General features: G+C 34.6%; 13 protein-coding genes, 1 tRNA gene and 1 CRISPR repeat array (1 of these 15 running past the window's edge). Of the genes, 5 read left to right on the plus strand and 9 right to left on the minus strand.

Translation table 11 applies throughout. The features are described 5' to 3' along the window. Positions 1–2914: direct repeats of the CRISPR family, unit length 46 nt; unit sequence GTTGTGAATTGCTTTCAGTTCTTTAAATTTACAGAGAATTCACAGG (it extends 241 nt beyond the left edge of the window). Positions 2915–3022: 108 nt separating this feature from the next. The 4 genes from cas2 to FEZ18_RS06545 all read right to left on the minus strand — a co-directional run bounded on the left by cas2 (position 3023) and on the right by FEZ18_RS06545 (position 9450). Beyond that, positions 3023–3367 carry a CRISPR-associated endonuclease Cas2 gene (cas2, locus tag FEZ18_RS06530; RefSeq protein WP_153267575.1) on the minus strand — a complete coding sequence of 115 codons (345 nt, stop codon included), beginning with the start codon at positions 3365–3367 and terminating at the stop codon, positions 3023–3025. A gap of 15 nt (positions 3368–3382) precedes the next feature. Continuing rightward, positions 3383–4303, minus strand: a complete 921-nt coding sequence (gene cas1, locus FEZ18_RS06535) for a type II CRISPR-associated endonuclease Cas1 (RefSeq protein WP_153267576.1) — start codon at positions 4301–4303, stop codon at positions 3383–3385. 4 nt (positions 4304–4307) lie between these two features. Beyond that, positions 4308–8804: a type II CRISPR RNA-guided endonuclease Cas9 gene (gene cas9, locus FEZ18_RS06540; RefSeq protein WP_153267577.1), complete on the minus strand. Its 4497-nt coding sequence runs from the start codon at positions 8802–8804 to the stop codon at positions 4308–4310. 572 nt (positions 8805–9376) lie between these two features. Continuing rightward, positions 9377–9450 (minus strand) — tRNA-Ala (locus tag FEZ18_RS06545). 285 nt (positions 9451–9735) lie between these two features. Between FEZ18_RS06545 and FEZ18_RS06550 the strand changes: the two genes are divergently transcribed. From FEZ18_RS06550 to FEZ18_RS06560, 4 genes are all read left to right on the plus strand, one after another. Further along, the gene (locus tag FEZ18_RS06550) at positions 9736–10236 is read left to right on the plus strand and encodes a GNAT family N-acetyltransferase (protein ID WP_153267578.1); all 501 of its coding nucleotides are present in this window, start codon (positions 9736–9738) and stop codon (positions 10234–10236) included. Next, positions 10233–11567 (plus strand): MATE family efflux transporter, encoded by a 1335-nt coding sequence (locus FEZ18_RS06555; RefSeq protein WP_153269068.1) that lies wholly within the window; start codon positions 10233–10235, stop codon positions 11565–11567. Before FEZ18_RS06550 ends, FEZ18_RS06555 begins: the two co-directional genes overlap by 4 nt. A gap of 41 nt (positions 11568–11608) precedes the next feature. Then, the gene (locus tag FEZ18_RS14590; protein ID WP_194269523.1) at positions 11609–11785 is read left to right on the plus strand and encodes a hypothetical protein; all 177 of its coding nucleotides are present in this window, start codon (positions 11609–11611) and stop codon (positions 11783–11785) included. A 126-nt stretch (positions 11786–11911) separates the two neighbouring features. After that, a complete protein-coding gene (locus FEZ18_RS06560; protein ID WP_153267579.1) occupies positions 11912–12364 on the plus strand; it encodes a 6-pyruvoyl trahydropterin synthase family protein in 453 nt (150 codons plus the stop codon). A 205-nt stretch (positions 12365–12569) separates the two neighbouring features. Here FEZ18_RS06560 and FEZ18_RS06565 read toward each other — a convergent pair whose 3' ends face one another. The 5 genes from FEZ18_RS06565 to FEZ18_RS06585 form a co-directional block, all read right to left on the minus strand. Further along, positions 12570–14420, minus strand: coding sequence for a M1 family metallopeptidase (locus FEZ18_RS06565; RefSeq protein WP_153267580.1), 1851 nt, complete (start codon positions 14418–14420; stop codon positions 12570–12572). 108 nt (positions 14421–14528) lie between these two features. After that, the gene (locus FEZ18_RS06570) at positions 14529–16127 is read right to left on the minus strand and encodes a S8 family peptidase (protein ID WP_153267581.1); all 1599 of its coding nucleotides are present in this window, start codon (positions 16125–16127) and stop codon (positions 14529–14531) included. A 20-nt stretch (positions 16128–16147) separates the two neighbouring features. Then, positions 16148–17008: an MBL fold metallo-hydrolase gene (locus FEZ18_RS06575; RefSeq protein WP_153267582.1), complete on the minus strand. Its 861-nt coding sequence runs from the start codon at positions 17006–17008 to the stop codon at positions 16148–16150. A 54-nt stretch (positions 17009–17062) separates the two neighbouring features. Next, a complete protein-coding gene (locus FEZ18_RS06580; RefSeq protein ID WP_153267583.1) occupies positions 17063–19279 on the minus strand; it encodes a SulP family inorganic anion transporter in 2217 nt (738 codons plus the stop codon). Further along, positions 19276–20124 (minus strand): universal stress protein, encoded by an 849-nt coding sequence (locus FEZ18_RS06585; RefSeq protein ID WP_153267584.1) that lies wholly within the window; start codon positions 20122–20124, stop codon positions 19276–19278. The genes FEZ18_RS06580 and FEZ18_RS06585 overlap by 4 nt, the downstream gene beginning before the upstream one ends. A 95-nt stretch (positions 20125–20219) precedes the next feature. Here FEZ18_RS06585 and FEZ18_RS06590 point away from each other — a divergent pair, with 95 nt between their 5' ends. Next, positions 20220–22055 carry a cation:proton antiporter gene (locus FEZ18_RS06590; protein ID WP_153267585.1) on the plus strand — a complete coding sequence of 612 codons (1836 nt, stop codon included), beginning with the start codon at positions 20220–20222 and terminating at the stop codon, positions 22053–22055. The last annotated feature ends 8 nt before the right edge of the window (positions 22056–22063 follow it).

Here is a 22063-nt window from a genome sequence, read left to right on the forward strand (position 1 = left end):
TTCAGTTCTTTAAATTTACAGAGAATTCACAGGATAAGCGTAAAAAATTAGATCTTATCAACTGTTGTGAATTGCTTTCAGTTCTTTAAATTTACAGAGAATTCACAGGAAAGTGGGTGTTATTTGGTTGTAAGCCTAGTTGTGAATTGCTTTCAGTTCTTTAAATTTACAGAGAATTCACAGGGTGACAAAACGTTTTCAGATTACCTCAAACGTTGTGAATTGCTTTCAGTTCTTTAAATTTACAGAGAATTCACAGGAAAAGCAACGTGCAGAGCGTTTGGCTTACGGTTGTGAATTGCTTTCAGTTCTTTAAATTTACAGAGAATTCACAGGTATGCGCATTTGTTGAAATTCCTCTTCGGGTTGTGAATTGCTTTCAGTTCTTTAAATTTACAGAGAATTCACAGGTTGAAGCGTTGATTAACATTTCGGTAACTGTTGTGAATTGCTTTCAGTTCTTTAAATTTACAGAGAATTCACAGGTGACAATTCGTTCAAATGGTTTCACCGTTAGTTGTGAATTGCTTTCAGTTCTTTAAATTTACAGAGAATTCACAGGATTTAGGTTTCTACGCCGAGGACAACAAGCGTTGTGAATTGCTTTCAGTTCTTTAAATTTACAGAGAATTCACAGGGAAAAGACGGGACAAGACGATGGCACAGGTGTTGTGAATTGCTTTCAGTTCTTTAAATTTACAGAGAATTCACAGGCTATTTTCGGAAACAAGTCACGGTCTATCTGTTGTGAATTGCTTTCAGTTCTTTAAATTTACAGAGAATTCACAGGCCTCTAGATTGGTTTTTGCTTTAGTTGGACGTTGTGAATTGCTTTCAGTTCTTTAAATTTACAGAGAATTCACAGGATTTGCTTTGGTGGCGAGTTCTCACAGCGTGTTGTGAATTGCTTTCAGTTCTTTAAATTTACAGAGAATTCACAGGATTTGCTTTGGTGGCGAGTTCTCACAGCGTGTTGTGAATTGCTTTCAGTTCTTTAAATTTACAGAGAATTCACAGGCATAACTATTTAAATATAGAGCTTCACGACGTTGTGAATTGCTTTCAGTTCTTTAAATTTACAGAGAATTCACAGGTTAATATTTGGGTTGAGAATTATGCACGATGTTGTGAATTGCTTTCAGTTCTTTAAATTTACAGAGAATTCACAGGTGGTCAAACTTTACAGCGCAATCCGATTGGGTTGTGAATTGCTTTCAGTTCTTTAAATTTACAGAGAATTCACAGGTTCATCTTCTTCCAAGTGTTGAAGAATGCTGTTGTGAATTGCTTTCAGTTCTTTAAATTTACAGAGAATTCACAGGATTATACGCCCGAGTACATAAACAGAGAGTGTTGTGAATTGCTTTCAGTTCTTTAAATTTACAGAGAATTCACAGGATAAGATAGACGACCGTATGTTTCAATCCTGTTGTGAATTGCTTTCAGTTCTTTAAATTTACAGAGAATTCACAGGACTTTGGTACGCAACACACACCATGGACTGGTTGTGAATTGCTTTCAGTTCTTTAAATTTACAGAGAATTCACAGGAATAAAAAGTATTGCCCTCTCGGCAATAGTGTTGTGAATTGCTTTCAGTTCTTTAAATTTACAGAGAATTCACAGGGGAAAAACACTCGGGCCTACTATAATGGCAGTTGTGAATTGCTTTCAGTTCTTTAAATTTACAGAGAATTCACAGGTTATAAAACGTATATTTCGAACCGGCCAAAGTTGTGAATTGCTTTCAGTTCTTTAAATTTACAGAGAATTCACAGGTTTTGACGATAATGAAAACGAAAAAATCTGTTGTGAATTGCTTTCAGTTCTTTAAATTTACAGAGAATTCACAGGTCGAACTGATGAAACATTTAGGAGGTTATGGTTGTGAATTGCTTTCAGTTCTTTAAATTTACAGAGAATTCACAGGTAACATTGTAAGATAAATTACCTTGGTAGTGTTGTGAATTGCTTTCAGTTCTTTAAATTTACAGAGAATTCACAGGCAGACCCTAGTGTCAAGCCACTGGCGGGTGTTGTGAATTGCTTTCAGTTCTTTAAATTTACAGAGAATTCACAGGTTTATCAATTTAGCAAAAGAGTTACTTTGTGTTGTGAATTGCTTTCAGTTCTTTAAATTTACAGAGAATTCACAGGACGATAATATTTACGTGCTCAATAATATAGTTGTGAATTGCTTTCAGTTCTTTAAATTTACAGAGAATTCACAGGCGTATGATTTTTTTGATGTTGTAATAAACGGTTGTGAATTGCTTTCAGTTCTTTAAATTTACAGAGAATTCACAGGTTTAGAGATTTAATCAAAAAGTACCTATCTGTTGTGAATTGCTTTCAGTTCTTTAAATTTACAGAGAATTCACAGGCTTTGCGAGCCTGTAAGCGTTTTAAATTCTGTTGTGAATTGCTTTCAGTTCTTTAAATTTACAGAGAATTCACAGGTAGCCGTTTTCTAAAAAAGTGTTTTAATGAGTTGTGAATTGCTTTCAGTTCTTTAAATTTACAGAGAATTCACAGGCTTTTGAATACTAAATCCTGCTCCTGCTCCGTTGTGAATTGCTTTCAGTTCTTTAAATTTACAGAGAATTCACAGGTGTTTCTTCAAGTAGATATTATTCTACTTGTTGTGAATTGCTTTCAGTTCTTTAAATTTACAGAGAATTCACAGGAAAGTAATAATGAGGGTAGATTAAAACACTGTTGTGAATTGCTTTCAGTTCTTTAAATTTACAGAGAATTCACAGGATGGTGTTAATAAAGAAGTTTTTGTAATGTGTTGTGAATTGCTTTCAGTTCTTTAAATTTACAGAGAATTCACAGGAAAATCACAATATAGAACAATACCAATATCGTTGTGAATTGCTTTCAGTTCTTTAAATTTACAGAGAATTCACAGGATACCTTCGGTAAAACGTTGGTATCCTGTTTTTTACAAACACAATAGAATCTCCCGAATTATTAAAATTTACAAAGGTGCCACTATACGTGATCCCATATTTCGGTTTCTAAAAAAGCTCCAATTGTTGAGATGGAGGTTCTAAACCGGCCTCTTTTTGGCCATGAAAAAGTTCCATCATGCCAAACTGCTTATCGGTTATTTGCATAATACATACTTTTCCTTTTTTGGGCAGTGCCTTTTTGGTACGCTTGATATGAACGGCCGCATTTTCCCTACTGGGGCAAAACCGGGTATAGATGCTAAATTGGAACATACCAAAACCGTCGTTTAATAAATTCTTTCTAAATCGCGTGGCAGCCTTGCGCTCTGTAATAGTTTCCGTTGGAAGATCAAAAAATACCAGTACCCACATACATCTATATTGGTTTAAACGGGTTAAATACGACTCCATAGTTTACAATCAGTTTTATCTTATAAAGGTTTCTAAAGACGATTTAAGTTCTGGATACAGAATTTTGCGCCTACTACCTTCAAAACACTCGTATAAGCTTGAGGTGGTTCGACTCATGGCATTCATTAATGGGCTCTGCTTCCCATCAATTAAAACATCCATAGCAGGAATCATAAGCAAATTAGACTTAATGTTGGTATTAAGGTCTTCTAAATTGCAGCCACTCTCTACAATATCGTACACCAGCTTATCTACAAAGGGTCTGTAAGGTTCCATAATGTCGTCTGCCAAACAAAAAGCATTGTATTTATTGCGATGAAAAATACCAACAGATGGAAGCAGACCACTGCTTACCAAAGCTCTAGCGGTTACAGCTCGCAAAATGGCATAACCATAGTTGAGTAAGTTATTGGGTGGTACACCTTTTTGGTTACGGCTAAACCCATCGAGTTCAAATAAGTTTTGAAAATAAAAAGCCGCCGCCAAGGCTTCTTGGTTTTCTAAATCACCACTTTTCACCTCCTTGGCATAACGTTTTAAGCGTAGGGCATTTTTCTCACGCAGCACAAAATGGTTGCCTTGGTTATCTATTTTCGATATCACGGTTTGTTGCCATAACTGCTTTTTTAATGGTGTACTAGCGTTAAGTTGGTAACGCATGCGCTCGGTTTGCTCGGTATGGCCCACCAAAGGCTGTAAAAACCCACAGGGCAAATGTTGTTTGTTACAGGTAATAACTGCTGTTTTGTTTTCTATTAATTTGCTTAATAGCCCATTGGTAATAGTTATTTGTGGGTTTTCTAGCACGATATAGCCTAAATCTTCAATAGGTATAGTTTTTTCGTCTTTTCCATCTTCTGGAAAATTAACCACCAATTGTTGATTTTTTGTGCTTAAATAAGCCGGGTTGCCAAAAAATAAGATGCGTTTTATCATATTTCTAAGCTTTGATAATGTTTCCTAATCTATCTACTTTAAGCTTGATGCATCTTTCTTTAATTCGAACAATATCATCACTCATGGTTGTTTCTTGCTTATTTAAACTTCCTAATTCTCCAAGTTTACTTTTTGAATCATAATTTTTAATTAATGAAGCAATTACTTGAGAAACGAAATGGCATTCTCCTCCCGTGCAGCTTACCATTTTATAAACCCTATTAAGTTGTGTTGGCGTTAAGTTCTTGAAGTCAATCCTATCTAAGTTTTCTAATTCTTCATTGTTAGGTACATACACCAAGTCATTTGGCGATAATGTAAACAGGAAATTACCTTTTTTTGGGTTGGGTTGAATAGGTAATCTTTCTGTTTTTGGTAAATTTGCTACTTGTTTTTGATGAGTAATAACTTCGTTAAGCGGAACGGTTTCGTAGTTTCTTTTTTGCTTTTTTTCATCCCAATAAACGGCAAAGAATAAATTGGTTCCTTTTGCAGCTTCTACGTATTTTTTGCTTTTTTCAGAAGTTTCATTTTCGGAAACGGCAAATTTATTACCCACTTCAAACATTTTAACCTTGTAAATAGGTTGGTGTTTCTTGCTATTATTGAAAGCAGTTATATTCTTGTTCAAATCTTCAATTCCTGCATCATTAAAAGCAAGGTCGTATTTAATTTTTCCTTTTTCATCTAAATACTTTTTTAAGTGATTGGGCAAAATCACCTCTCTTATTGTTTTATCTGTTATTTTGGCTAAGTGTTTTTCGTTTTTAATATCTCCCAAAAAACATCTTATAGCGGTAGCTATTTTACCTTTTGGTGTTTTAATGTTGTAAATTCCATATATAGACTCTTTGTGCATTGGTTTGCGTATCGCCCAATTATCACCTTTGGTTTGTTTACGTAGTTTTTTTAAAGGGTTTCCGTTTTTGTCGACGTTTAGGTTTCCGTTTTCATCTCTATAAGACCAAAATTTGTTGTTAGCTTTGTTAATAACTCGTAAATTTTGTTTAAAACTAATCACTGTTTTTTCTAATTGGTTTTTAGCTTCAGTAGTAAAGGTTTGCCAAGGTTTTTGGAATGTTTTGGTGTATTGGCCTTGTTTATTTTTAATTAATAATTTATCGCGTAAACCAAAGTTTTTCTTTTCAGCATTTAAAGCACTTAAATACTGGCTGTGATTTCTAGTACAGCATGCAACCACCAAAGCGTCTAGCGCATGGTGTCGATGGTCTATTCGTTTTTTACTAAAGCCTTTACTCAACTCATCCGGTACAGTTGGTATTATTTTGCCATTAGTGTTTAAAGTCGTAAAATCACTGGTTTGGGTTAATAGGTTCAAACGTTCAAATCTGGATAAGATAAGTTCGTTCCACTTGTCGTTTAGACCCCAATCATTTTTAAGTTTTGAAGTTACTGCACCAGTAACGGGGATTAAATTTTTGGAGGTAGCTTCTTCTTCACCTTCTTCACGTACAATATTGCTTAGCAAGCCTTTAATCAATTTGCTAACATAGCGACTATCATTTAATTGTCTATTTATAAAACCTTCAGGAATATCTTCACTTAATAGATTTTTAAGTTTTTGTCTGTTGTTTTTAAAATATTGGTTAACGTGGGCTTCGTACTCTGAGAGGCTTAAAAGTTTGTGACCATTGATAATATTACTGCCTTTTTCTTTTAAATATTCAAAAGCTGTTTTATTGTCTTTGTCTTCGTTAACCTCACTTTCGCAAATAATTTTATTACTTAATGAGTTGTCGAAATATCTTGATTGTGGAATAATGTGCTCTATTTGGTATTCGTGAGTAAAGAGTTTAGATAGCGGAATGGGATTTCCTGTATAAGGAGAAATGTAGCCTTGCTCTAACCATAGCCTATAGCGTTGTATTTCTTTTTGAGTCGGGTTATTACTACTTCTAATCTTCGAAATTTCATCTTCACCTACTTTCGTAAAATCGGCTTTAGGGTTTTGGTAGATGCCTTCTTCATAGATTTTTAACAAATCTTGTTGGCTGGGAGAATAATCTCTAATGTCAGCATTAATAGAGCTGTCATTCATTAAATCTTTTAGTATTTCTTTAATTCGGTGATTGGTGTTTTCGTTTTCGATATTTCTGTCTGAAATTCTTTTACGCTTATCAGCCGGATTTTTCATTTCGCGACCTAGTTCTACGTGAATTTCATTAAAAAAATAAGGTTTACTATCGCCGTGATATTTCCAAATATCTCTCACAACACGAAGGGTTTCGGTTACCACTTGCTCTACAATAGGATTACGAAGAGAGTGTTGTTTAAAGTTTTTTAAATACGTGTCAATATCTTCTGGTGTTCTCCAATTTTGAATTTCGCCAATTTCAGAATGTCTGCCGTAAACCAAATAAGTAGCTTGGTATGTATTTAAGCCTTTAATTGGATTTTTATCTTCAAATGGAATAAAGCTCTTAATGAGTTGTTTTTTAACATCGTCATCACTTACCTTGGCTAAAGCTTCCGCCAAATCTTTTTTAGAATAATTCTCGTTTAACCCAAGGCTGTTAACACGGTTCATTATGGTTTTTACACGTTGTTTAACTAAATCTGCAATTTTATTCTCATTCCAATACCTGCCTTTTCTCATTAAAGGCAATAATTTGGTAATGGCTTTTTTGGAATAACTACCATAGTCACTTTTAAAAGGGGGGAATTTGATAAAATTATCAACAAAGGCATCTTGTTCTAATTTGTGTTTTTCGGCAAATTTCTTTAGTGCCGATTTATATTCATTTATATCGGAAACAGAATAAATAATATGCCATAATTGCTCTACTCTGCTTATAAGGGGACTGGTTTCTTTTTTACCTACTTTTGTTTTTTCATCTAAAAAAGAGTTGGGATCATTAACGCCGTCAACTTTTTTTAAACGTGAAATAAATTGTGCTCTTGTCTCGGCAAAAGGATATTTTTTATCCTCTACATAATTCCATCTATAATGGTCTTTTTCTGATTTATCTATTAATTTTTTATCAATAAAATATTTTATAAACTGTTTTTGATCCAGTTCTTTCGTGCTTTGTAAAAAGTCGAATAAAGCTACCCAATCTTTTTCATTTGCTAACAGTTTTTCTGTAATATCTATGAGTTCGCCTTTTAAGGTAGTTACTCTATTGTAGATCTTTAAGTTTTGTAACCATTGCCAAATCCTAAACTCTTGAAATAATGGGTGTGACTTTGAAATTACTGGTATAGCCTTTTTTATAAACTCCTCTTTCCCAGTTTCCTTATTTTTTTGTTTGAAAACTCGTGACTCTAATTGACATCCAGAAATATTTGATTTTTGACTTTTTAATGGGCGTTGATAAAAAATAATATCTTCCATTAATAAATAAATGAAATCCCGATTTTTCAGTGCATCTCGGTGGGCTTCATTGTTTGGGTATAATGCTTCAATAGAAGTATTGTAAATCTTTTCTGAAAATAATTCTGGTTGTAGCTCAATTTGTTTGGTGAGTATTTTTTTTAATTCATTTTTATAAAACTTTCGTTCAATAGTTTTTACAAGCTTTCCTCTTATTTTTTGTGTTGGGTTTTCAAGTAAGGTTTCATAAATAAATTCTCCAACAGTTTTGTTTGAACTTTCTATGTCCTGTTCTGTTTTAGCTTTTATGGCAATCCAATCATTTTCAGAATCGACGGTTTTGTAACTTCTTTTTACATCACCGTTTTTTAATGTCTTCGTGGTTACAATAAATTCTTTCGTTCTAGCAACCCAATCTTCAATTTTTACAACTTGTTTGTCATACTTCCAACCGTTTTCAAAAACAACATCGTATAAAACTTTTCCTTTAACGTTTTCTCCAGAATTAATGACTTCTTTCACTTTTAATATAACAAATTCCTTGTCGTTTTCATGATCAACTACTTCTCCACGCGACTGATAATAACCTCGTTTTTGATTAAAATTAAGAATTATCCAAGCCAACTCATACTTTGTTAGAGGTTTTGTAAGTGCCTTCTTTCTCAGATAGTACAACGTCCAGTCGAATGGAATTTTTGTTTCTACACCATCAGTTTTAAAGTAGAACAATTCTGGTTGAACATTTTTAAATTCGTTAAGCATCTCATTAAATGATTCTTTAAAAATAAACTCATGTTTACCCGAGTTGCTTGGTTTATAATTTAGTTTAACTTCTTTACCTTGTTTAAACTGCCCAAGCCTTTTTTCAAAATCAATATGATCGGCATAATGTTGAGGTAAAAAATCAAGAATACGTAATACACGATGCAAACGTTCTCTGCGTAAATTAGCTCGTTGGTATAAGCGTCTTGTTCCTCGATATCCTGTTCTTTCAGCAGTTTGAGAATGTGATTGGCCTGCATCAAATTTGCCTAAAACATCTGCACTCATAGGAATTATTCGAACACCTAAACCGTTAATTACACCTTCTTTTCTTTCAAAATTATGTTGTATTAAACTCCAGCCAATCGAGTTAGTTCCCAAATCTAATCCTAATACTTTTTTCATATATTCTTTTTCCTTTAAATGTAAGTTGTTTTTATTTTCCGTATTGTGGTAATACTTATTTGCGAGTTAACTTCTTTTTTATATCTTTACCTTACTGAAAGCAATTCACAATAAGGATTATTCCGTTGTGAAAACATTCAAGGCGGGGCAACTCGCCTTTTTTTATTCCAGTTTTTTAAGTTTTACATTTATATTGTTTACCTGATTAATTTTAGACTAAAGCAGGTTCTATAATAGTATTTCCCGTAGCTTTACTGATAAATATAACCTTGTGAATTTTAAGCCAATGCTATAAAAATAACTTTTTTAGCTTAGGTAAGAAAAAATATCTTTAAATAAATGTAATTACATACAAATAGTTAAGTGTTATGGTTTGGTAGTAAACCGATAAAGTACAAATGTAAAATGTTTAGTTCTCGGCATAGGGTCGAGCTTGTTCAATGTAGAAAGTGTGGTGAATGCGGGTCTAAAAACTAGCAAATTACCGGCGTAAATTCTCAAATAGTACGCAAATATTCCGCAAAAAAAAACCAGAAATTCCAAAAAACAATGGTAATTACTGGTTTTACTAGTGGAGAAGATCGGATTCGAACCGACGACCTCTTGACTGCCAGTCAAGCGCTCTAGCCAACTGAGCTACATCCCCAAAATTCAAGCATAGTAAAACATTTTTACTATGAGTTTTCAAAATTACATTTTTTTACGAATAAAACTCAATTTGTTTGTACTAAAAACAAGAAAATACAGCATTTTTTTAGAAACCCTATAAAATAAGGCTTCAATTACTGCCTATAATGAGAAAAGAGCTCTCTAGTCATAGATAAATAGAGCCATATGATGTCTGTGTTCTGAATAATTGTTTAGGGTAAGGGCATAATGAATAATTTGAAAAGCCTAAATTTGACACCTTGTAACCAAGCTGTAACAATTCATGATTCGTAAAGCAACCATTGAAGATATAGAACCTATTTTAGAGATTACAAAAGCATGCGCAAGTGCTATGATAGCACAAGGGGTGTACCAATGGAACGCCCATTATCCTAATAGAGCTGCCTTTGAGAATGATGTTTTAAGAGACGAGTTATACGTTTTAGAAGACAACAAAACACGAATAGGATGTATTGTTATTTCTACTTTTATGGACAAAGAGTATCTCCCCATTACTTGGTTAAGCAAAAACGAAAAAAATATATACATTCACCGTCTAGCCATACACCCTAAACATCAAGGCAAAGGTTATGCCCAGAAATTAATGGATTTTGCAGAACAATTTGCCCAAAATAACAAGTTTAGTTCCGTAAGGTTAGATACCTTTTCGCAAAACAAAAGAAATTTGAAATTTTACGAACGTCGAGGTTATCAAAGATTAGCTGAAATTTATTTCCCAAAACAGAGTACACATCCTTTTTATTGTTACGAATTAGTATGGTGAGCACAAACATAAGTTTTAAGCATATTAACAAATTGGCAATTCCAGCTTTAATTGCCGGAATATCCGAGCCTATATTGTCCTTAACCGATGCGGCCATAGTAGGTAACATAGCCATTAATGCCACAGAATCGTTGGCCGCGGTAGGTATTGTAACTACTTTTTTATCGATGTTAATTTGGGTTTTAGGTCAAACCAGAAGTGCTATTTCATCTATCGTGTCGCAATATGTTGGTGCCAATAAACTGGATAAGATTAAAAATTTGCCTGCCCAAGCAATTTTTTTAATTACCTCCTTAAGCCTTTTAATCATTATTGGTACATATCCCTTTGCCAATTTTATTTTTAAACTTTATAATGCCTCTGGTTTAATTTTAGACTATAGTGTCGTGTATTACAAAATTCGCGTATTTGGCTTTCCGTTTACACTTTTTACCATTGCCGTTTTTGGAGCTTTTAGAGGTTTGCAAAACACCTATTACCCCATGATAATTGCTATTATTGGAGCTGTAATAAATATAGTTTTAGACTTTGTTTTGGTTTATGGCATTAAAGGTTACATACCAGCCATGCACATTAAAGGCGCCGCCTATGCGAGTGTAATTGCGCAAATAACAATGGCTGTTTTATCGGCGTATTATTTGCTTAAAAAAACGATAATTCCTTTAAAGTTAAGTTTTCCTTTTAACAAAGAAATTAATCGTTTTGCTTTAATGATTCTTAATCTGTTTGTACGCACTATTGCCTTAAACGTTACGCTTTATTACGCTAGTGCTTTTGCTACGAGTTATGGAGCCAACTATATTGCAGCTTACACTATTGCCATTAACTTATGGTTTTTAGGCGCTTTTATTGTAGATGGTTATTCTAGCGCAGGAAATATTTTATCTGGTAAATTATACGGCGGAAAAGAATACAATTTACTCATTACCCTAAGTAATAAACTTATAAAATACGCGATTATTTTAGGGGTCGTAATCGCCGTACTTGGAGGCCTGTTTTATTATCCGATAGGGGCTATATTTACCAAAGAGCCCGAGGTTTTAGAACAATTTTATAAGATTTTTTGGTTGGTTTTAGCTATGCAGCCCTTATGTGCTATGGCTTTTATTTTTGATGGTATTTTTAAAGGTTTAGGAAAAATGAAGGCCTTGCGAAACGTCCTTTTAGTAGCCACCTTTTTAGTTTTTATTCCTATTTTATTCTGGTTAGATGCTTTAGATCTCGAGCTTTACGCCATTTTTATAGCACTAACATTCTGGATTGTCGCGAGAGGCTTTCCATTAATTATTATTTTTAGAAAAACATTTATACCCCTTTCAAAAAACAATTAACTTTGGGTTTTAATTGATGCTAAGTAAAACAAACTATTACAATGCTCGTATTACTAACCTTTTTTATTCAAATAAATATAGAAGAGAAAATTAAAAACGCACCAGATTCAAGTTATGGTATTGGCGTGTTTATAGGTTCTATGTTACCTTTTGTTACCCTTGTATTTATAGCTTATTTAATTTATAGATATAATAAAAATAGAATGGATAACGACTAGATGTTTTGAGTATTCATCAAAAAATAACTTTAAAATCAGTAAAATCCTTGGTTTAATTTTATAATGGCACAGGAGGTAAACACTAAAAAGAAGATGTTATCTTTGCGCTGCAAAAATTATCATATTATGAGCAATATTCGTATTACAAAACAATTTTCTTTTGAAACTGGTCACGCCCTATATGGCTACGATGGTAAGTGTAAAAATGTACACGGCCACAGCTACAAGTTATCGGTAACCGTTTACGGTACACCTATTACAGACACCGATAATGTTAAACTTGGGATGGTTATAGATTTTGGCGATTTAAAAAAAATTGTAAAAGAAGAAATTGTCGACGTATTCGATCACGCCACGGTTTTTAATAAAAACACACCACATGTAGAATTGGCTAAAGAGCTTGAAAACCGAGGTCATGACGTGCTTTTAGTAGATTACCAGCCTACTAGTGAGATGATGGTAATAGATTTTTCTAAAAAAATTAAAAGCCGCCTACCTAAACACATTACATTACACTCATTAAAACTACAAGAAACCGATACCTCTTATGCCGAGTGGTTTGCTGCCGATAATGTTTAATTACAGGCAACATGACATTCTTAATTTAGTATGAGGCTAGCATATTAGAGGTTTTTTAAAACACTAACTTTTAAAAGTGTTGTCTAACTTTTTTAATGCTAATTTGATTTTGTTTTGAACAAAAAAAAGCCACCCGATAGATTGTCTGGGTGGCTTTTTAATATGATATAACTTGCTAAAAACGATGTCCGGTATGCAAGATGTATTACAGTGTAAAAACATTATTTGATTTATCTGTATCGGCCATCATGTTTGTAGGATCTATTTGCACCGTTTTTATAGTTTTTGGTGTTTTAAAAGTATAGGTTGGATAAGCCCAAGCCCAGTCGCCTATTATAGTGGCTTTAGTTGGTTTTTCACCACGCATCATTTGTAAGGGAATGTAAAAATCTTCCGTGCTACCATCGGTGTATGTTACGGTTAAATCTAAAGGCATTGGCATAAGGCCGATACGCTCTAGGGTAATGGTATTGTCTTTTACAGTCTTAATGCTATAATCTATAGTATTTGTAGTTTGCGCAAAATCTATATGATACCAATCCAGTTCAAAATCGGTGATCTTTTCGGCAGTTCTTACAAAATCGAAAGGTTTCGGGTGTTTAAAAGCAAAATCGTCGAAATATTTTTTAATGGTTTTTTGTAAGTTTTCTTCACCAATAATATAGCCTAATTGCGCTAAATACACAGCACCTTTACTATATGCCGATGCCCCATATGTACTGTTAAAATTATAACGGTCTGCATGGGTAGTTAGCGGTTGTTCTAAATTAGAGTTGGCCAAATTTATATAGGTTTTATAGGCGCGTTCAAGTGGGTTTTCCTTTCCTTCATTCATAACAGCATTCATAGCGTGATTACTAATGTACACCGTAAATCCTTCGTCTATCCATTCGTGCTTGGTTTCGTTTGTGGCTAGCAAAAACTGAAACCAAACATGTGCCAGTTCGTGAGCTGTAACTCCAACCAAACTTCCAAAGCTTCGTTTTCCAGTTATTAGGGTACACATGGCATACTCCATACCGCCATCGCCGCCTTGAATTACAGAATATTGATCATAGGGATACTCGCCAATATGCTTGCTAAAAAACGCCATTAAATCGACCGTTTTGGGTTGAAGGTTTTTCCAATTTTCTAATTCAACCGTATTCAAATTATCCTTGTAGAGAAAATGAAGTTTAGGGCCATTTGGTATTTGTACAACATCGTGAATGTAGTCTGGATCTGCAGCCCAAGTAAAATCGTGTACATTAGGGGCTTTAAAATGCCAAGTAAGTTTATCGGTATCTGGACGGTTTACCGTGCCTGTTTCGTAACCATAACCTATTTGGTTTGGGTTTTGTAAATACCCCGTGCCTCCTATAATATAATTTTTATCGATGCTAATTTTTACATCAAAATCACCCCATACACCGTGAAATTCTCGACCTATATAGGGGTCTGCGTGCCAACCTTCAAAATCATATTCGGCTAATTTTGGATACCATTGAGACATCGATAAGGCAACACCTTCTTTACTATTTCTGCCCGAACGACGTATTTGAACAGGCACTTGAGCATCAAAATCCATATTAAAGGTAACACGTTCTCCCGGCTGGATAGGTTTTGCTAATTTAACCTCTAAAACAGTGCCAACGGTTTCGTGTTCTATGTCAACACCATTTTGTTTTAAGCTATTAACTTTAATATAACCAATTTCGTTAGGTTGTAATTTGCTAATTCTATCGCCAACTCTAGAGTCTGGATCTGCTATGGTTCTAGATCGCACATCCATTTCACTCCCTGGTTGAAACGCATTAAAGTAGAGGTGATAGTAAACACGGTTTAAAACATCAGGTGAGTTATTGGTGTAAACCAACTCTTGTTTGCCCTGGTATTGATAAGTGTTTACATCCATATCGATTTCCATTTTATATTCGACATGTTGTTGCCAATATCCCGGTATTTCTGTAGATGATACGGAGAACGACTCACTTTCTGTGGTTGTTAAAGTTTTCTGACTATGACAAGACCATAGCAACAGCGATAAACTAAAAATAGAGAGGATTAACTTTTTCATGGGTGTTATAATTTTTTATATCTAAAAATAAATTGTTGGCACATACGTCCTAAACTTTTACAACAAAAGAGACGTTTTAGGTCTCTTTTGTTGTAAAACACTAAGTTTTTAAAGTTTTGAGGCCATAATTAAGGCATTATAAGCGTTAACCATTTTAGAGGATTTTGATAAGTCTGCAAAAGGCTTGACGTTATTAGTATCGCCACCAACAATAACTTTAGTCTTAACAGCCAGACCAGAATCCAGAATAACTTGTTTTACTTGAGCCGCGCTTAATTTTGGGTAATACGAACGAATTAATGCCGCAACCCCAGCAACTCCTGGGGCAGCCATAGAAGTGCCGCTAATGCTTTTATATTCGTTCTCTGGGAACGTAGAGTATACTGCCGATCCTGGAGCAAAGACATCTACATTTCTTTTGCCGTAGTTAGAAAAACTAGACACCATTTTAGAGCCATATCTTGAGGTTAACGAACCTACTCGAATATAGGTGTTAGAAACTTCTACGAAATCTACATTATCATCTGGAAAGTTTGGTGCGACATCAATATCTTCGCTAGAATTACCAGCGGCGTGTACAAATATAACATCATTATCTGAAGCATATTTTATAGCATCTCTCACCCAATTGGCGTGTGGAGAAAACGATTTGCCAAAACTACCGTTAATAATGTGAGCTCCATTGTCTACAGCATAACGAATGGCTAAAGCTACATCTTTATCGTACTCATCGCCATTTGGCACAGCTCTAATAGCCATGATTTCTACATTATTGGCAACACCGTTAGCGCCAAGACCATTATTGCGCACTGCCGCTATAATTCCTGCCACGTGTGTGCCGTGAGATTCTGCTTTTTTTACGGGTTTAACGTTTGGGTTACCGTATCCAGTATCGCTTAAATCGTTTATGTCGTCGCCAGTAGTTCGTCCTGAAAAGTCTTTGTTAAAGTGGTAATTTAAGCGCTCGTTGATGCTTACCAAAGCCTCATTAATTTCTTCTATAGCTTCAGATAGTGACGATTCGTTGATATCCATGTTTTTTGCCATTTGAATGGCTTGAGATAAGGCTTGGTCTTCTGTTTTAATAGCTTTTACTTCATCAATGGTGTAATCACTTTTACCAAAATGCTTCGTTAAAATGTCGTCTGCATTTTTAATGGCTTGAGCAATTTGCTCGTATCTTGTTTTAGTGCCTAAGTATTTCTGAGTTTCTTTTTCTAATAAAGCAACAGCTTCGTTGTACCTTGGGTTTGAAGTTTCTCCACTGGCAATTAATCGTACGTATTCTAACTGCTCGTCGTAGGCATCGCCTAAGAAGTTCCAACCGTGAATATCGTCTACATAACCATTATTATCGTCGTCTATGCCGTTATTAGGAATTTCATCTTTGTTGGTCCAAATCACTTCGTTTAAATCTTCGTGATCAATATCGATTCCAGAATCTATAACTGCTACAATGACTTTTTTACCTTTTTTATTTTTAATGATTTCCTGGTATGCGCGATCTACACTCATTCCTGGAATGGTGTCTTTAATCAAGTCTAAATGGCCCCAGTGTTTTTTTTCGGCTTCGGTTAGTTCTGAAACTTTTAATGGTATAGCATCAATATTTTCAACAGGGGTTGCAATAACACTTGCAGTGCTGCCACAACCGTAAAATACGGTTGCTATAAATACGGATGCTAAGAATAATCTAGATAATTTCATTGTTTTTTAATAATTAGGTGTTAGTTAAATATCTCTTTAGTGGTGAATGTACGGTCAAGGCGCACGCCTTTTTCGGTGTGTTTTACTGTAATAATTTCGTTGTGCGCGTCGTGCTCTAAAAATAAATAGTAATTGTTGTTCGCGGCAATATTAAGAAATTTTTCTTTTTCGTCTAAAGTTAATAGGGGCCTCGTATCGTAACCCATAACATAAGGTAAGGGCAAGTGGCCAACCGTTGGCAGTAAGTCTGCCATAAAACAAATGGTTCTGCCTTTGTAATTTATCATGGGAATCATTTGCTTGTCGGTGTGCCCATTAGCAAAAAATATATCAAAACCCAGTTCGGAGTTTTTAAGTAAATCGGTTTCTGGAAGTGTGGTAAACTTTAATTGGCCACTCTCTTCGATAGGTAAAATATTTTCTTTTAAGAAGGATGCTTTTTCTCTTCTGTTAGGTTGGGTTGCCCATTGCCAATGGTGTTTGTTACTCCAATAGTGGGCATTTTTAAATGTGGTTTCGTAACCTGTTTTATCGGCGTTCCATTGTATACTGCCGCCACAATGATCGAAATGTAAATGGGTTAAAAACACATCGGTAATATCATCAGGATGAAAACCGTGATAATTTAGCGAATCCTTTAAATTGTGGTTTCCCCAAGGGTGGTAATACCCAAAAAACTTGGCCGACTGTTTATCGCCCATACCATTATCGATTAAAATAAGACGCTTACCATCTTCAATAAGCAAACAGCGCGCTGTAAGGTCTATCATGTTATTAGCATCGGCAGGATTGGTACGTTGCCATAAGGATTTTGGCACAACACCAAACATAGCACCACCGTCTAACTTAAAATTTCCAGCATTTATGGGATATAGTTTCATACACGCGTAAAATTAACAAATCTATTGTGATATATGATTAGGCTTAAGAATATATTAAGGATTTTTCATTTTAATAGGGCCGAGAATGTTTTTTAAACGTTTCCCAAAATCGAATAAAGCTTTTGTTTCTTTTAAACTCGCTAGGCGTTCTTTTCTAAAAACAAGTAAGGCACTGCCATTAGATTCTATGTTGTAATAGGGGTTACTTTCGAAGAATCGGATTATTTTTTCATTAAAAAAAGCTCTAATTTCTTTTGGGTTATCACCCCTTAAATAAAAACGATTAGAAAAATCGTGGTGATCTCTAATATTAATATCTTTAAAGCCAGCAAAAGCGGCTACTTTTTCAATAAACCCTTCTTTGCTTAAAGTAAATTTTGGAATATTATGGCTTAGTTTTATGTGTAGCATCGAAGAGCGAATAACTTCTTTGGCAATAAATTCGCCTTCTGAGAACTCGATATCAAACAAACAAATATCACAGTTTTTGTCTGATAACCTATTGTAAACATGATTAATTTGTTTGGTATCAAAAAAACAAAAATCATTAAGAAAGGCCAGCTCTTTTTCCTTTTTAGAATTATAGATAAAGTCGTAGTCTTTAGCTAAAGCTTTCATATTTGTTTGGCGCTTAGTTAAACTGGTTTTCCTTTTTTTGGGAGCAGCAAGTAGGCGTCTTAAAGCAAATGGATGTTTAGAATCTGTATCGTGCATATCTAAACCAATAACCTCAAATTGACCACCGCGTTTAGTAAACAGTTCTTGGTAGCTATGCATGTTTTCCATAACAGTATGGTCTACAAATTTACACAAGGAAAAGTCGACAATAACGGTTTCGTTTTCTGGTACGGCATCGAGTTGTTTTTTAAGCTTATAGAAATTTAAAAAACTACAAAAATGCTTCACACTAATGTAAAAATTGTTTTCATCACTGCTTTCTCTAAACATTAAAACGTTGGGTTTAAAAACGTTTTTTAGAAATAAGCCTATGCTCTTATTTAGAATAAAATGAATGAGTAAAGTGGTACATACACCAGCAATTATACCATTAATTATCCCCATTTTTAGGGTTACAATTAGGGTGATAAAAAAGATAATTAACTGTTCTTTACCAATACGGAAAACCGTTCTAATAATGCGTGGTGATGCCAGTCGATAGCCCGTGTACACAAGAATAGCCATTAAGGCCGGTAAGGGGATTCTGGTAAGATCTTGATTAAATATACCAATAAAAAGAATTAAAAAAATAGCATGAAAAAAATTAGACGTTCTATTGCTGGCACCATTATTAACGTTTACCGAGCTGCGGGCAATAACGGTTACTACATTTAGGCCGCCCAGAAACCCGCTTCCAATAGTGGCTACACCTAACGCTTTAAGGTCTTTATTAACGTTCGATCGTCTTTTTTGTGGGTCTAATTTATCGATCGCTTTAATACTTAAAAGCGACTCGATACTCGAAATAAATGTTAGGGCTAAAACACTGCTCCAAAAAGGAAAAGTTCCAATACTGCTAAAATTAGGGGTGGGGATGTCGGCAAAAACATTTTGAATGGTTGGCATGCTAGAAATCATGAATTCTTTAGCAATGGGATTGGGTTGTTTTAATACAAACTCGAAATAATAACTAAAGCTAATAGACAAAATAACAATCCACATCGGAGCGGGGATAAGTTGAAAATATTTATTTCTTATTTTTGAGTAAAACAGCATGATGGCAAGGCTTGTTAATCCTACTAAAGCAGCATAAATTAAGCCTTGGTCTTGGTAATTTAAGGCCTTATAAATAGTGAAAGGAATCTCGAGAAGGTATTCTAAAGTGTCTTCTCTTTCAATTTTGTTTGCCAACATGATATGAAACTGTTTTCCTAAAATTATTAGGCCAATGGCAGCAAGCATACCTTGAATTGCCGATGATGGAAAAAAATTGGCAAGGGCACCCATTCTAAAGTACCCAAGACTCATTAAAAAAAGCCCAGAAAAAATAATTGCCATGTATGCGTTTTCCAAACCAAGAGTCGAAATGGTGACTAAAAGCACTCCGACTAAACCATTTCCTGGACCGGTAATAGTAACGTGGCTTCCACCTAAAATGGAAACTACAATACCACCAACAATGGCGGTAATAACTCCAGAAATGGGTGGAGCATCACTGGCCATAGCAAGTCCTAAACCTAAGGGTAAAGCAATGAGACTTACCACAAAACCAGAAAATATATTTTGAGGTAGGGTTTTTAAAAAATAGTTTATTTTATTGGTTTTTGTCTTCATCGCAGGATTAAAACATCGGTTGGTAATTCGGCTAAAATATGTTCCATATCATGTGTAAAAAGGCGGTCCCAATAGCTTATTTTTGGTGGTGCTGGCATCACCAAGAGATCGGCACGTAAAATTTCTGCATAATGGCCAATAGAATAGCCTTTTTTACCATAAATAGGCTGCAATTTTATGGTTTTGTTTTTTGTAAAGGCTTTAGGAATATGTTTTATAATTTCTTTTATTCTAGCATTTTCTCTCCATTCAATGCGTTTTTTTATGAGGTTAGCACGCTTTAAAGATACATGGTCTTCTACTTTTACAGAAATTTGATTTTCCATAACCTCTTCGACAATGGTGATTTTTTCAGAGCTTAATTTTGTAGCGACGTAAAAAGCAGTTTCTATGGTCTGTTCTGTTTTGTTATCTTTTAGCCCGTTTACAACGATATGTTGGCAAGGAACACGCCTAACCGAAGGCTTAATAAGTAATAAAATTGAGCACTTTGCTTGGCGGGCAATTTTTCTCGATATTAAACCCGCTTGATAATTAAAAAAACGATCGCGTTCTACTGCTCCTAAGATTAAAAGATCTATTTCTTTTTCCTTAGAGGTTGATAGGATAACATCAACAGGTTTACCTGATTTAAAAACAATAGCATAATCTAAGTGATTGGGTTCAAAATGCGCTAAGATTGTTTTAATAGCCGTCACTTTTTCATTAGATTTTTCACCAATATGGATTAAAAAAAGTTTAGAATTTAAAGACAATGCTAACCTGGACGCCTCAAAAATATTGGCTTTTAAATTCGGCGAAAAGGCAACACCAATTCCTATATTTTTAAATGGTTGTAGAGACACTGAGTTAATAATTTTTCAAGAAAGTTTAAAGATAGTATTTTTTAAAAACATCAACTCGTCTGTTTTCCTTAATTTAGTGCTTTTAAAAAACACTCATGATAGAATTAGCAGGTATTATTATTTTGGGAATACTAGCGCAATGGGTAGCTTGGAAACTTAAAATCCCTGCTATTTTACCATTAATTTTAATAGGTTTGTTTGTTGGACCTATCGCTGCCGAATTTTTTAGCGAAGATGGTAAAAAATGGATAGAACCTATTTGGGACGGCGAAAAAGGGCTTTTTCCAGGCGATAGTTTGTATTATTTCGTATCCCTTTCCATAAGTATTATTTTGTTTGAAGGAGGTCTTACTCTAAAACGCGCAGAAATTAGAAATGTAGGCCCCGTAATTACAAAGTTAATTACCTTAGGTGCTGCTGTTACATTTTTTGGCGGCGCTATTGCTGTGCATTATATCTTTAATTTAGCCTGGGATATTTCGTTTTTGTTTTCTGGATTAATAATTGTTACGGGACCCACCGTAATATCTCCAATTTTGAGGAATATTCCGCTTAAAAAAGATGTTTCGGCAGTTTTAAAATGGGAAGGTATTTTAATTGACCCAATTGGTGCGCTAGTTGCGGTATTGGTATTTGAATTTATAAGCGTAGGTGGTGGGGGTGGTTTTACAAAAACAGCCCTAATGGAGTTTGGAAAAATTTTACTCTTTGGTACTACTTTTGGATTCACGTTTGCCCACGCGCTTGCCTTTGCGATTAACAAAAAATTAATTCCCCATTATTTATTAAATGTGGTCTCTCTCTCCACAGTGTTATTGGTGTTTGTGGAGTCTGAAGTGTTTGCTCACGAATCTGGACTGTTAGCAGTTGTGGTTATGGGTATGGTTTTGGGTAATAGTAAATTAGAAAACCTTAAAGAATTGCTCCATTTTAAAGAATCGTTGAGTGTTTTGTTAATTTCTATTTTGTTTATTTTACTAGCAGCCAATATTGATATTGAAGATTTAATGCTGCTCTATAACTGGGAAACTGTTATCCTTTTTGCGGTGGTTGTTTTTGTTATTAGGCCAATTGGTGTGTTTTTAAGTGCAGCCGGATCTAATTTACAACTCAACGAAAAATTATTTATTAGTTGGGTAGGGCCACGAGGTATTGTGGCTGCTGGAATCGCATCGTTATTTGGCAGTAAATTACTTAAACTAGAGGTTGCAGGTGCCGAGTATATTACGCCTCTAGTGTTTATGATTGTTTTAGGTACTGTGCTGTTTAACGCTACCACAGCTCGACTATTCGCTAAAATGGTGGGTGTGTTTTTAACCGAGTCTGAAAGCATTCTAATTGTTGGTGCTTCTAAATTTTCTAGATTAATAGGCCATTATCTGGAAACAAACGGTAGGCACGTGGTGTTAATTGACAGTAACGAAAGGCATATTGAAAAAGCTAAAGAATTGGGTTTAGAGGCCAAAATCACCAATATCTATTCTGATACTTTATTGGATAATGTAGAGCTAAATGATGTGGGCTATTTAATGGCCTTAACAGGAAGTCCGGATATAAATAAATACGCCATAGATAAGTTTGGAAAACAATTTGGTGAGAATGGGTCATACCGCTTGGTGAGTAAAAGCGAAATGCTAGATGAAAACAACAACCCCAGAGAAGGCTTATTTTCGCATACAGACGATTTTAACGCTTTAACCGAATTAACCGATAGGCACCCCTCAATTCAAGAAATAGACTTACGAGATAATGCGCATTACGAAAGCTTGATAGACATTACTAACAACAACAAAGATATTATACCGCTTTTTATTAAAGATAATGAAGGGATTTTACATATTATTTCTTCTTATAATTTAGAAGTCGATACCATTGAAAAAGGGTTTCAACTGGTGTATTTAGGAAAGCCTTTTGATGTCGAACAGTTGTAGTAATAGTA

The organism is Oceanihabitans sp. IOP_32 (genome assembly GCF_009498295.1).
Lineage (GTDB): Bacteria > Bacteroidota > Bacteroidia > Flavobacteriales > Flavobacteriaceae > Wocania > Wocania indica.